We start from the raw sequence: 14,669 nt of genomic DNA, 5'->3' as shown, positions 1-14,669 counted from the left end.
GTATTTCCCACACTGAATAGAAACATATACAGCCATGTTTGGTTATACTTATGTTTCTATATGTATCATAACGGAAAAAGGGTCTTAATACCAGTTTCCCTTACTAACTTCCTCTATAATAGCTTTCACCCCTGCATCAATTTGATCCAACTGCGCGCGCGAAATACTTATGCGCAAAAACTTCTCTTGTTCCCTATAGCCTGATAAATAAAAGCCTTTGCCAGCTACAACCTGGATGTTCCTCGCGGAAAGACACTGTACCAAGCGTTCCAAATTCACCGTCCGAGGCAGTTTAAACTGCATATAAACTCCTGAGGTTACAGCTGAAGTCTGAACGTATCCGGCCTGATTGTATCGTTCCACAGCCTTGTTAAGAGCACGAACGCGCTCCGAATACAGGTTGCATATCGTGTGCTTGTGGCGTTCATACATTCCATTTTTAATATAAATATCAAGAGCCGCCTGAGACAAAATAGATGTGTCGACATATCTTTTATAGGTATTAAACGTCTTTAATAGGGCTTCTGGCAATACCGCAACTCCTAATCGTAAGCCGGGGAAAATGATTTTCGAGAAGCTTTTCAAATAAATAACATGGTCCGTCTGGTCGTATGCATAAATGGGATCAAAAAGATGATCGGCCCCCAAATCTGCCATATAGTCATCTTCTACAATGTACACATCATATTTGGCGGCTAAGGCAGCTATCGCTTTTCGCTCCTCTGTGTTGTAAGAGACTCCTAATGGATTATGATATCTTGACATGGTATAAAAAAACTTGATGCTCTCGTTCTTAAATTGATTCTCCAATTCGTGAAAATCCATACCTTCCGCTGTCCGGACGATGGTACTGACGGGTATGTTCTCTTCCTCCAGAAAACGCAAATATATATCGTAACTTGGCTGCTCGACCAAAACCTTTTCTTTGCCATTGGGAAACGGCATTTTAGCGAGTATCTCCAATGCCTGCTGAACACCCGAAGTAACGATAATCCGATCCATTTTTGCAAACACCTGAGTATCAGCCAAATGGGAAACCAACGTATGACGCAGTGTTTCCAGTCCTTGCGAATCGCCATAAGTGAACAGATGATATTTGTAGGTGTCAATAGCCTGATTCAAACAATGTTGGAAATCCAGATAAGGGAATACATTTAAATCCGGGGAGGCTGAGGCAAAATCAACGAAGTCTTGCATATGGCTATGGTGTAAATCGCCCGAATTTTCCACTACATAGTATCCACTTTGCGGTATGGAATAGATGGCGTGTTTCTTTTCAAGTTCAGCGTATGCCCGCAAAATCGTGCTTTTGCTGCACCTGTATAATTCAGAAGCCTCACGGACCGACGGCAGCTTGTAACCTGATTTATATTGTCCCTCGCGAATTTTAAGTTCTATATCCAATAAAATTGAAACGTATTTTTTCACAATATCCTCCCACCTGCTCTTTACATACTCATTACATGCTCATTTCATTACATGCTTATTCCGTCTTATGTTTCTTTACACGCTAGATGTTACCATGGTTTATGGATAAACAGGATACCTCATTTCATTGAACTGTACTGATACAGTTTCAATTATTGGATCATATTTGGGATGGTTTACGTGAAAAAGAGGCTGTTTCTTCATAATGGAAGAAACAGCCTTGCATGGTGATGATGTATGGATGCGCCTTAAAGTCACTTGTACTGTACAAGAACTGTAGGCGGGAGAGAGCAGAGAATTCACTATATCTGGCGACTAAGGAATTAGGATTAGTAATAAGGCAGCAAGCTAATCGCTGTCAACGCTGCAAGTGGCAGAATCAAACGATTAAAGCGACGGCGTCCGTATGGGAACCCATATGCATAAGCGGGTACTGGATACGGGTACGGATATGGGTACGGAGGATAAGACGCATAGCCACCATAAGCACGGGAGCCGCAGCCACAATTGTTAGGTGGATATGGGAGATTAACATTGACTTTCTCCATCTCGTCTCCACCCATAGGAACGGCTAAGTATATCTTTTCATCATCCACATGCTCTACAATGCCATCATACATTGTCCCGTCCTTCACCCATACGCATACATAACGATGCATATGCTTTTGACATAGTGTTTTAGCATCCGTCTGTTCCGGTGCTGTAACTTTTTCGGTTGTCATGCTTTTTTCCATGGTTGTTTCCTCCTAGGCTCTTGCATGTATACCGTATGTTATTCAAAAACGGGCTATTTGCTACATCAAATTGGGCGAATTCCGGCTTGCAAAAAAAAGAAGCACCCCGGGAGCTCTTGGCAGAGCCCCTCTGAACGGACGTATGACGGGAAGATTTCTTCCGCAGCATACGTCCGCCGGGGTGCTGTATGATTAACTTGTCGGCTTGGCTGTATTATAACAATAGTTTGAAACTGTATCTGTGACCTGTATCACATTACTTCAAAAAGTTTCCATAACCACACGTGAGCCGCCTCCAGCCTGCTCTGCTGGAAGAACAACTAGCTTGCGCGGAAGACGGGCCCGTAGTTCAGGCACATGACTAATCACACCAACAGACAATTGATCGTGGTGCAGCTTTTCCAGTGAAGTGATCACTGTGTCAAGCAGCTCAGGGTCCAACGTTCCAAAGCCTTCATCCAGAAAGAAAAATTGCAGAGGGTATTGGCCCCGCAATTGAATTTGAGCCGACAGCGCAAGCGCAAGCGACAAGGAGGTCAGGAACGTTTCGCCACCGGACAAGGTCGATACTGGACGTTTGACCCCACCGTTGGCATCGTCACTAATGACAAAACCACCGCTGGAATCTACCTCTAGCGCGTAACGTTGCTTGGTCAGAAAACGCAGGCGGCGTGAAGCTGACTGGCTGACCTGCATGAGCTGCTCCTCGGCAATATATTCAACAAAGGCATTGCCACGAAAAACAGACTGGAGCTTGGACATTTTTTCCGCTTCGCTACGCAAATGTATACGATTGGACTCCAGCTTCATCCAGCGGACGTGTCGATGCTGCAAGTCCTCTAAATCACGCTCAGCCTTGGCGCGATTCTGAAGCGCCTCTTCGTCGCGTGCACGGCAATCACGTAGCTGTGCAGTAGCCGTTTCCCACTGTTCCTCTGTTACCGTTGCTCCATTCAGCTGCTCTTCGACATGTTTTAAGCGGGAAGACAGCTCTTTTTCCCGTTCTCGATGCAAACTCGCTTCACGCTCATAGCGTGCGGCTTCTTCCGGTCCCAGGCAGCATTCCATGACTTCTGCTTCCGTAGCGAAGGAGGAGGCTTCCAGACGGTTGCCCCAACGGGACTCTGCCATCTGACGTCTTTCTTCTGCCGAGTCGGAGGCCTGCCGGGCAATCAGTGAAGCATGAACGGCTTGCTGCTTGCGTTCTTCCGCTTCGGTACGGCGGCGTGCCGCGGCTTCGGCTCCGTTTTTCAGCCCCAACAGTCGCGAGGTCGCTTCTTCCAGCAATGAAGCCGCTTGGCCATCTCCAACCCATTTTCGGAGCTGTGCTAGCTTTTCACGAAGCGAATCATCTTTGCTTTGGAGCCCTGTACGACGGGCAATAATGATTTTGTCCTCCTCGATGATACTCTGCTGTATCTGTTGAACACGCGCCGCCTTTCCTTCGAGGAAGGTCACACTCGTCTCCAGCCGGGACCGCAGCTCTTCCGCACGCCCGTCGCGCTCCTGCATGGCACGGTAGCGCTCCGCAGCTTCGCTCGGAGCGACATCCGGCAGCTGCGCCGCCCATTCGGCGCGCAGCCCCTCGTTGCGCGTGGTGCATGCCTCGCGCTTGCTGCGTGCCTGCGTCAGCGCTGCAGCTGCTGCCTCCTGCTCGGCAGCAGCACGGATGCGCCGCTGCTGTCCGGCGGCGTCTGCCTCGCGCAGCGCCTGCGCCTCGGCAGGCAGTGCATGCGCACGTGCGGCTAGCTCTGCCGCAGCACGCTCCAGCGCCGTGCAGCGCTCCACCCAAGCGGCAATACCGCGCGGCTCTGCTGGCGCTGCCGCAGGCGTAAAAGGCTCGCCCGTGGCGGCAGCGCCGCTGTCTGCGGTGGCGGGCTGCGCCAGCAAGCTGCGCTGCTCGTGCAACTGCTGGCGCAGTGTGAGGCGCAGCTCCTGCAAACCAAGCCGCAGGCGGTGCAGCTCATCTGGCGCAGCGGCATCCGCGCTATGCGCCGCAACGACGGCAGGCGCGGGGTGATGCAGCGAGCCGCACACTGCGCACGGCTCGCCTTCGCGCAACTCGGCAGCGAGATGCTGTGCGAGACGCCCCAGCTCCTCCGCACGGAGCTCGTGGCGCATTTGTTCTTCCTCGGAAGCCAGTGACGACATATCGGCAGTGATCTCTGCCTCCAACGTCAGCAATGCCTCAATACCATCAGCTGCCTGTGCAGCAAAGGCAGAACGCCGTGCCTCTGTCTCCTGTGTCTTCTGGTCCGTCAGCTTTAAACGTTCGTCAGCTTGCGCAAGCCGTTTCTCCTGAGCGGTGTACTCCAGTTCAGCTTCACGCAATTGCTCATTCGCGATTTCCAGCTGTTGCAACCGTTGCACAGCCTCTTGCAGCATACGCCGCTCATCTGCCCGCACTTCATTTTGCTTTAGCTCTTGTTGAAGCTCTTGCTGTCGCTTCAAGCCTCGCGTCTGTAGCTCTTGTTCCTTTGCGAGTCCTTCTGCATGTTCAGCAAGGGTTTGTTCGCTTTGCACAAGCTCGGCCGCCAGACGTTCCCGTTCGGTCCGCAACGCTTCCGTATCATGCTCCAGTTGAAGCGCCTGCTCTAGTTGGTCGATCCGAAGCAATAGCTTCGGTTCTTCGGCACTGAGTGCTTGCCGGGCCTGCTCATCTGCTTGCGCAGACACAAGCGCAGCCTCCTGCGCGGTAGTGGCCAAGACTTCCATTTCTTCGGCACTCTTTTGCCGTTTTTCCGCTTCGGCAATGGCTTCCTTCCAATCCGTCAGCGCAGGCAGCAATGCCTCGGCTGCAGATGCTTGGCGAAGCTTGCGCTCCAGCAAAGCAATGCCCGGCTCCTGTGCTGCCAACTGCTCCAGCTCGTTCGATCTTTGGCTGAGCTCGACGACCAGCTCACGGGTTTTGTTTAGCGCCTCCCATTCACGTGAGACACGCTCTAGCTCACGACGCGAAGCTTCTGCATTGGCAATCGCCTCTTTGAGACGCAACTCTACATGTTCAAGCGCTTCAGCACTGGCATCCCCCAGCCCTTGCTGCTCCGCCTCTAACGCTTTCAGTGCGGTATCGTTATCTTTCACACGACGGCTTAGCTTCTGCGCAAGTTGGTCTCCGTACTTCTCCAGATGGAACAAACGCTGAAGCATCTGTCTGCGTTCACTGCCTTTTAAGGACAAGAATTCCGCAAACTTTCCCTGCGGCAATACGACAGCTCGTGTAAAATCGTCCATTTTCAGACCAATATACTCCTCCACACAGCGCGTCACATCCTGCACCTTATCGGCAAGCACTTCCTCGCCATCCTCTGTTAACGCAATAAAACGGCTAAGCGTATTATTAACCGATACGCCTCCAGCACGTTTGAAACGTCGTTCTACACGGTAGCGACGAGGACCTTGAGCTGACATTAATTCAAACGTAAATGCAACAGACAATGTATCCTCAGCATGATTCATAATGCCTTGTGTACCATTCACTGCCCGCTCCACTTTACCGTACATAGCCAACGTAATGGCATCCAGCAGCGTTGATTTTCCACTACCCGTTGGGCCAAATATCCCGAACAGTCCAGTTTCGGTCAAATCGTCAAAGTGAATTTCCTGTGACTCCCGGTAGCTTTGCAACCCCGCCAGTTTTAGAAGGATTGGTTTCATGCGTCATCCTCCTCAGCGTGGTCTCTAGCATCATCCTGTTCCACCAGTTCCAGAAACAACTGCACTAATCCGTCATCCGGCTGTGCTCCGCCTGTCTGCCGCTGATAGAATGCCCGGAACAACTCATGCACTGGCAGTTCTGATCGTTGGTGCTCCAGCTGTGCGGCAGCCATTTCTGGATACATGGGGCGAATATGAATGATGCCTTCACGGCTTTTGCGCAGCCGCTGAATATCTCCCATCGACATCGCTTCATCCAGCGTAATTTCCAGATCAATAAAGGCATCGGCATCCAATCCTTCGTCCAGCCAGCGATATACTTCCTCCAGACCTCCCCGTGCACGCCACCTCACTAATGGGCGTCCACTGGTGATATACAGTTCCTCGACCTGAGCAGGCTTGCCAGCAACCACGTCAATTAACGTAACCGATTTGGCTTGTCCGGCTTCGGAAAAGCTATAAGCCAGCGGCGAGCCACTGTAACGCATCAGCCCGTCTCCCTTCACATATTGGGGACGATGCAAATGTCCTAGAGCCGTATACTGTGCCCCAATGCTCAAAGCAGACGGATCTACGGTATACGCCCCCCCGACCTGAATCGGACGTTCCGAATCCGACTCCAGCCCGCCGAGCACATAAATATGGCTCATTGACAAATTAACGGTGTCAGGCCGAAATGCTGTACCCAGTTGTGACATCAGCAAGCCCACACGGCGACTGTATGCCTCGCGCAAGACTGTTTCATCTCCGTCTTCAGACAATAGCTCGTTCAGACGAGACTCGGATGGATATGGCAAGGCTGCAATGCATGCCATTTCACCCGTTCGCGGTGTACGAATGCGTACCGCTTCCCCATGGGGCAGTCCCAACAATGTAATTCCACGCCCGCTCACCAGAGGTGTGACCGAGGATACCCTTTCCGGCTGATCATGATTGCCCGCAATGACGACTAGTGGTCTTCCTCCAGCCGTAAGACGGGCAGACGTTTCATAAAACAATTGCTCGGCTGCGGCCGAAGGATTGACTGAGTCATATACGTCTCCAGCCATCATAATCAAATCGGCCTGCTGATCGTCAGCCATTTTCGCCAACTCTTCCAAAAACGCCTCCTGCTCCTTCAAACGGCTGCGTCCTTCCAACGTGCGGCCCAAATGCCAATCACCTGTATGCAAAATCCGCATGCTATTCCTCCTCTCCTATCTATATAACTACAGCTGTACACTCTCTCCAGCTTCTAAAAAATACAGCCACTTCTCAGCAACCTTTTTGCTTGTAATCTCTTCGATCACACGGGCATACAGCTCCAATTGAAAACGATATTGGTCTGTTAAATGGGACAATGTACGATATTCAGATATCCGATCTGTTTTATAATCCACCAGCACGAGTCCTTCGGGAGTTTCAAATAGACAGTCAATAATCCCGTTCATCAGCACTTTATCTCCGTCCTGTCCACCTTCCGAATCTGTTTCTTGTCCTGGTGACATTGATGGTAAGCTGTGGTTCCAGTAATCGGTTGCCCGCATGGTATAAGTAAACGGAAGCTCTCTTTGAACATGGGATGCCCCTAGCATTCTGCTACCCAGCTCACTAGTGAAAAAGCGTAATATTTTATCCGTATCTAGCGCCTTTGCATGAACATCCAGTAACATACGCTGATTGAGCAAACGAGCCTTGGTTTCCTCAATAACTTCGGCGCTCATCCCCCCATCTAATGGCAAATGCAGCATCAACGTATGATAGACTGTTCCTCGTTCCGTTGGAGTCAGTCGCTGATTCCCCATAAACTTAGGTCTGCGCAAGTGTAATTGACTACCCCCAGTGTGAGGATCCTCCCGATCCTCCGGTGACTCTGCTAGTAGAGAGTTAGATAGATTCAGCCAATCGTCCGAACCCATCTCCTGCATTTCCAGCCATCTTTTCATCTCAGTGACCGATGTATTGGCTGCGGTCTTGCCAGCCCGTTCATACGGATAGATCCAGGAAAGAGCAGCTTCAATATCCGTTTCACTCTCTTCGTTCAAGTCGATTAGCTCCGCATTTCTCAGTGCTTCTGTCTTCTTTTGGCGCTCTTCGCCCGACACCTCTTCCTCATGATCTGAGTTCACACGAGAGCCGGAAAGTGTTTCCGAGGCGACGATTTTAAATAACCAGTCTGTTCCCGGCATATGTTCCAGCCTGTGATAGTACCCATCCTGATCGCCTGCCGCTTCCCTCAACAAAGTAGCAGAAGGATGCCGAATCAAAGCAGGACCTACCCAGTCCAGATAGCTGCGGCCTGCCGCCAGCATATAGTCTGGTAAGACCGTTTCCGTATGTTCTTTGGCACGTGCCCAACCCGCTGCGCGCGAAGCGAGATCCTTCACGGTTCCGGTCATAATCAGCTTTTCACGCGGACGCGTAAGCGCCACGTATAACACCCGCATTTCCTCAGCCAATAGCTCCAGCTGTGAGCGTCGGCGGATCGCTAAATTAGGCAGCGTAGGGTAGCTGACACGATTTTGTTCCTCCACATATTTAGGACCAAACCCCAACTCCTTGTGCATAAGAAACGGCGCATTGAGATCCTGTTGATTGAACATTTTTGCTGTCCCGGCAATAAACACGATAGGGAATTCAAGTCCTTTACTTTTATGAATGGTCATAATACGGACAGCCTGATCAGGTTCAGTCCCCCCGCTAATGGATCCTAAATCACCGCCTCGCTCCCGTAGACGGGAAATGAAGGTCAGAAATCGGAACAATCCTCGGTTGGACGTAGAAGTCTCATACTGTCTCGCTCGGTCATATAGCGCCCGCAAATTACTTTGACGCTGTGAGCCGCCAGGCAGTCCACCGACCCAATCCAGATATCCTGTTTCCTCCAGCACATTCCAAATCAATGCACTTAAGTTGCCTTGTCGGGCTTCCTGCCGCCAGGCTTCCAAATTACGCAAAAATGAACGTAGTCGGGCAGATAACGTATTCCCGTCATTTCTATTACCAAAGTCAGATGAAGATAAAGAGTCCTTAGGGAAAAGATCCAACTCCATGATGTCAGCTGCGATCCCTTTTTCACTTTCTTCCAGTGGGTCAGCTTCTGCCGCCGCCAGCAATGCGTCATAAAATAATCCATCCGGCTTCTCCAACCGAATTTGTGCAAGTTCATCTTCGGTCAAGCCAACAATTGGCGAACGAAGCACGGATGCAAGCGGGATGTCCTGCTGCGGATTATCAATAATGTGCAGCAGAGACAACATCACCTCAACTTCCGTTGCTTTAAAAAAGCCTGTCGTCTGCTCTCCGGAGGCCGGAATACCCTCAAGCCGCAGTTCCTCCACAATTAGGGGGGCCCACACGCTTGCCGAACGAAGCAAAATGACGATATCGCCGTAGACTGCCGGACGCATCGCTTTTAATCCTCTGTCGTAAATCAACAGTGGTTGTCCAGTGTCTCCGGTCAGTTCTTTAATCCGTTGCGCGATCGCACGAGCCTCTAACTGTGCCGTTTCTAGCTCCGCAAGCTCAGCCAGCTCACTTTCCTGTAGAGCAGATTCGTCCCCCGTTTCGGACAGCTCCGAAGCCTCGGAAAGACCCTGTCCACCCTTATCAACTAAGAGCAACTCAGGTGCGTATACAGATGCGGTGTCTTGATCCGACGGGTCGGGATAGGATGCGCCGTGTACCAGCCAGGCTCGTTCATCGTACTCAATTTCCGCCACATCCACACTCATAATCTGGCGGAACACCAAATTGACCGCATCGACAACTTCCTCCCGACTGCGGAAATTACGCGCCAGATCAATTAAAAATCCATCTTCCTGCTCCTGCATGCCGTACCGTTGATACTTATTCAAAAACAGACCCGGCTCCGCCAGCCGAAACCGATAAATACTCTGTTTCACGTCGCCCACCATAAAACGGTTACCCGGTTCCTCCCGTGATACTAGCCTAACGATATCTTCCTGTACGGTATTCGTATCCTGATACTCATCTAACAGCACCTCGTCGAATTGCGCCTTGTATTCGAGCGCAGCGTCGGAAGGTAGTAGCTTGTAAGGAGTAGAATCCGGATGTCGTAATATTTTCAGACAATAATGTTCCAAATCCCCGAAGTCCACCAACCCTTTTGACTGCTTGTGCTGTTGAAATCGTTCCCCGAATACAATCACGGTTTCTACCAATTCGTCCATCAGCGGAGCCGCGGCGTGCAGCTCCTCCCAATAAGCTTCTGCTCTCCTGCCAAACAGGGAAGCCTTCATATCTGTAATCATTTTTTTGGCTGCTTCGCGCAGCGTCTTAACCCGTTCCTGCAATGCAGGCTCAGTCTGATCTTTTTTGACTGGCTTGAGCTTACCGAAAGCAGCTGCCTGAAAATGATCATATAGAGATGCCCACGGCTTTGTCTCCAGCTCTTGCAGTAATCCCTTCACCATCGCCGCATCCTCTTGCAGTGTCACGGCATAAGGTGCAGGACCGCCGGGCTGCATAGCTGTTTCATGCGCCTGTTCCAGCAAGCTCGCCGCTCCGCGCAATGAAAGTGCAGCATCCGCCAAAATGCTGCGAACCCAGGGTGTATCTCCCAAAGCAGCTACATCCTGTACACGAAATGCTGCCGCTGTCTCCCGCAGCCAATGTTCTGGCCAAGGATGACTTTGAGAAAAATCATACAACCGCTGAACAAGCACGTACATTGCATCATCGGTGCGTTCTCCACTAAACCAGTCGACCAGTCTGCGGAATGTACTACCTTCATCATGAGCCTCATATTTCTCCTCAAACAGTTCTTCTAGAAGCTCCTGACGCAACAATTCTGTCTCATGCTCATTCATAATCCGAAAACCAGGATCAAGAGGAATGGCCTGATAATGCCTGCGGATGACCTCCATACAAAATGAGTGAAGCGTTGTAATCGAGGCCCGATTCAGCAACGACAGCTGGCGGCGTACATGCTCACTTTCCGGTTCCTGTTCCAACACACGTTCCAACGCTTCGCGTATCCGTTGACGCATTTCGGCGGCTGCAGCCTTCGTAAAGGTTGCTACCAGCAACCGATCCACGCTGAAGCCAAGCTGGGGATCGACAATTTTACGAATAATACGCTCTACGAGCACCGCTGTTTTGCCTGACCCTGCCGCTGCCGCGACCAGCATGTTGTTACCCGATTCCGAAATGGCACGCCACTGGTCATCGCTCCACATACTGCCTTCCGGCTTCGGCATGTCTTTAGTGTTTGACGTGCCTATCATTGGTCCATTCCTCCTTTCCCTTCCTGTGTATGACCCAACAGATTCCAGATTTGATCCTTACCGGGTTTACCCCATTGATTGTAGCCACTGCCCTCCAGACTGTCGTCAAATTGACAAACAGGCTTAAAAGAACAGAAGGTACAAGCCGTCTCTTGCTGGATTCGATAAGGTTCAATGGCCACATCGCCCTCTGTCATCCGTGTGCCAATCGTCCGAATATTATTACGCACCGAGGCTAACAAGCTGTCCCACTGTTCCGGCGAAGCAACCGAAGCACTGCTATAAAAACTGCCGTCTGCTTTCACCGCAACAGGTAAAATAGAGGAATATCCTTTGTCCAATGCTGTATCCATTTGTCCAACTACATCCCGATCCGCAAGCAATAATCCCTTCATCTTAAAACGTTTCAAAAGCTCCTGACGAGCCTGTTCTGCGCTAAGACCGTTAGGCGACTGCAACATCGGATTGTGGACGTGAAAATACAGGGTACCCGCTGGATAAGCTGTCTCGCCCAACCATTCCTCCGCCGCATTCAGCAGCACATCCAGGTAGGTGAGCATTTGCAAGGACAGGCCATAGTACACTTCATGCAGCTTGAGATCCTTTTGGCTAGATTTGTAATCGATGACACGCAAAAGTAACCCCTTTTCTCCCTCTGCCACATCTACACGGTCAATCCGTCCGACAATTTCCATCACAACGCCGTTATCTAACCGGAAGCTTAACGGAGGAAGCTGCTGACCCGGTCCAAAGTCCAACTCCAGCCCAATCGGCTCAAAACTACCTCTTCGCGCATGTTCACCTAAAATCAACGAAGCACGGCTCACGATGTCTTTCAATTTGCGCAAAATGTAGCCATACCGCTTGGAGCTCATTAAAATCTCGCCTTGCAGACGAGGAGCCAAACGCTCCACTGTACTTTCCGCCTCTTGTCGGCATTCCTCGGTGCTGAGACTGCCCCAGCTGACATTGCGTTTACGCAGATTGATCGCCATCTCTCCAAGCGCTGCATGGAATAATTGTCCGATATCCGGGGCCTTCAGGCGATACATTTGACGTTCCTTCAAACGAAGACCGTGAGAGGCAAAGTGCGAAAATGGACATGCCACAAAACGTTCCATACGAGATACGCTGGTACGCAGCTTGCTACCGTACAGACGGCGGCTTGTTTCCTTCTGCATTTCGGCATGGTTCTCATAAAAAAGTGAGGTCAACAGCTGACGCAGCTTGTCCTTCTCACGCCCTTGCTGGCTTGCATACCAGTTATATACCTCCCACCAAGGAGATAAAATGTCACCGCCACGTCGCCAATGCCGTAATTGCGCAGTGAGCTGCGGCAAAGCCTCGGACGGATGAGAAGCATACTCCCATTGCGTCGTCCAAGCATCCCCAGGCAAAGGGTATCCAGCCAACGGACGTTCGTCCAGACTAGGAAACAGGTGCCGCATATGTCGTACTAACTCAGACGGCAACAATGACTTGCCTTCTTCATCAGTCACTGCATAGCTCATCCACAGGCTTTTACTGGCTGAGGTAAGGGCCGTATAAGCGAGAAAACGTTCGTCCAACAGACGTCTTGTCATATCCGGCGCCAGCTCTACGCCTCGTTCGTTTAATGCCGTACGCTCCTGCTCATTCAGCACACCGTCCTCATGGAACACAGCCGGCATCACACCTTCGTTCATACCTAGCACAAAGGCATGTTGAATACCGGATACACGCGTACGGTCCGTGTTTCCGACCAGAACCTGATCCAGAGCCGGCGGAACAAGTCCCATACGGAACTCGGCCAATCCCGTTTCCAGCACACCCGCAAACAAAGAGGTATCCAGCCTCTCATCACCCATCATTTCGACGATTTGATCCAGTAGTTCAAGCACTGCATCCCATACCTGACGATGCTCCTTCGCCTGCTCAGGTTTTCCTGCTTCCTCTGCCTGATGAATGAAGGCGTCCAGCTTGTGGCCGATTTCTGCATCCTCCAGTAACAGATATACCGCTTCACACTTCTCAAGTGCAGTTCGTGCCTTGCCCACACGTTTCTCAAACGCACGTAAAGGCGTCACGATCACATCCCGGCACAGCTCCATCAAATCCAACGTTTCATCCCGCCTACGGTTCCGTTCCTGCTCCTCCAGCTCCAATGACAAGCTGGGCACAGCCTGCCACGGCCGACCATCTGTCCAACGGCTGCCTTGTATTCCGCAGGCCAGAACATAGTTTTCCAAACGGTCCATCTCCTCGCGGCTCACCCGACCGTCCAGCGGCAGTAGAAGGTCTGTTTTGACCGCACGGAATACATCCTCATACCGCCAGCGCCGCTGCACGATATCCAGCGAAGCCCGAATCAATTCCACCAAAGGATGATGTAATACACTTCTTCGCTGATCCAGAAATACTGGAACCTCATACTGTTTGAATATCGGTTCCACCCATGGCTCATAATCTTCAATATGACGTACAAACAGAGCCATCTCCCGGTAACGCGCGCCTTCAACTCGGGCCAGACGGCGCATTTCGCGTACAGCCCCTTCCAGCTCTGCACGGCGATTAGCCGCAGTGTACAGTTTTATGCCCTCCGGCTGTTCTTCTGTCCACTGCTCTCGTAGCTGCTGCAGCCGCATCCGTTGTTCCTGATTCCGCAACCCTGTACGATGTTCAAAGTTAGCCTCCAAATACGCCAACGCCGGACGCTCCTTAAATCTCGGCAACGGATCAGGGCGCAGTAATTGTGTCTGCGTCTCTATCATCAGCTCGTCTGCCATTCCTTTGAGCTTTACATACGTAGCCGCCGAAGGATGAAACAAATCCAACTCATGCGGAAGCTGTCCGCTCTCGTAGCTACGGTTGCAAGTCAGCGCCACCGTCAACGAAGAGGCATGCAGCATAAGTTGCTCCACCACCTTGTATTCATGTGGTGTAAACCTACGGTAGCCATCCATCCAAATGTCTGCTCCACGCACAAGGGAAGACTCCGCAATCTGTTCTGCCAGCATACGCAGCGTATCTTCACCGTCTATATATTTAAGCGTCAGCTCTCGTTCAAAATCCTCGTAGATTAGACTGATATCTTTGAGCTTGCCGCGCAAAATCGGAGTTGACTCTCCCACAGCGTTCATTCGCTCCAGTTGCTCGGGTACAGACCGAGTATCATTTCCATACTGCTTTAGCTCCGTAAACAATGTATTCAACCGATCCACAAAGCCGAGCTGGTCTCCCGAATCCTTAAACAAGCTCAGTTCATCCTTGCGACGACGAATAATTTTATATAAAAGCATCTTCTTGCCTTCTTCCGTTACAGGCACCAGTGCAGAACCCCCGGTTTCCTGCATAACTAAATAGGCAAGACGATGAAATCCCATCACTTGGGCGCGCACCGACCCCTGAATACCGTTTCCGGCTTCTGTAAGTAACGCATGCTCAGAAGCAAATGACGATTGCTCCGGCACAAGTAACAGCATAGGCTTACCTAGCGGCTCCTCGCGTAACATAGACGTCATTTCATTGCGGATTAACGTACTTTTACCACTACCAGAGCGGCCAATCAACAAGCGGACCGACATGATGCGGCCTCCTTTCCAACGAACAACATTCTATTAAACAGTATAGCATATCAGGCAAG

Annotated in this window: 6 protein-coding genes; all 6 read right to left on the bottom strand. The window is 51.0% G+C overall.

All coding sequences use genetic code 11. From position 1 onward, the window contains the following. Window positions 1-84: 84 nt before the first annotated feature. Window positions 85-1,428, bottom strand: coding sequence for an aminotransferase-like domain-containing protein (locus ACUYLD_RS19720; protein ID WP_446675794.1), 1,344 nt, complete (start codon window positions 1,426-1,428; stop codon window positions 85-87). Window positions 1,429-1,757: 329 nt separating this feature from the next. Continuing rightward, on the bottom strand, window positions 1,758-2,162 hold the full coding sequence (locus ACUYLD_RS19715; RefSeq protein ID WP_254330583.1) for a hypothetical protein: 405 nt from the start codon (window positions 2,160-2,162) through the stop codon (window positions 1,758-1,760). A gap of 261 nt (window positions 2,163-2,423) precedes the next feature. Continuing rightward, window positions 2,424-5,819 (bottom strand): AAA family ATPase, encoded by a 3,396-nt coding sequence (locus tag ACUYLD_RS19710; RefSeq protein WP_446675793.1) that lies wholly within the window; start codon window positions 5,817-5,819, stop codon window positions 2,424-2,426. Beyond that, window positions 5,816-7,000: an exonuclease SbcCD subunit D gene (locus tag ACUYLD_RS19705; RefSeq protein ID WP_446675792.1), complete on the bottom strand. Its 1,185-nt coding sequence runs from the start codon at window positions 6,998-7,000 to the stop codon at window positions 5,816-5,818. Before ACUYLD_RS19705 ends, ACUYLD_RS19710 begins: the two co-directional genes overlap by 4 nt. 27 nt (window positions 7,001-7,027) lie before the next feature. Next, window positions 7,028-11,047, bottom strand: a complete 4,020-nt coding sequence (gene addA / locus ACUYLD_RS19700) for a helicase-exonuclease AddAB subunit AddA (protein WP_446675791.1) — start codon at window positions 11,045-11,047, stop codon at window positions 7,028-7,030. Further along, window positions 11,044-14,610, bottom strand: coding sequence for a helicase-exonuclease AddAB subunit AddB (gene addB, locus ACUYLD_RS19695; protein ID WP_446675790.1), 3,567 nt, complete (start codon window positions 14,608-14,610; stop codon window positions 11,044-11,046). Before addB ends, addA begins: the two co-directional genes overlap by 4 nt. Between the last annotated feature and the right edge of the window lie 59 nt (window positions 14,611-14,669).

This window comes from Paenibacillus sp. SER-28, assembly GCF_052906305.1.
The sequence above is the reverse complement of the archived record's forward strand: the minus strand, read 5'-3'. Positions and strand labels throughout refer to the sequence as shown.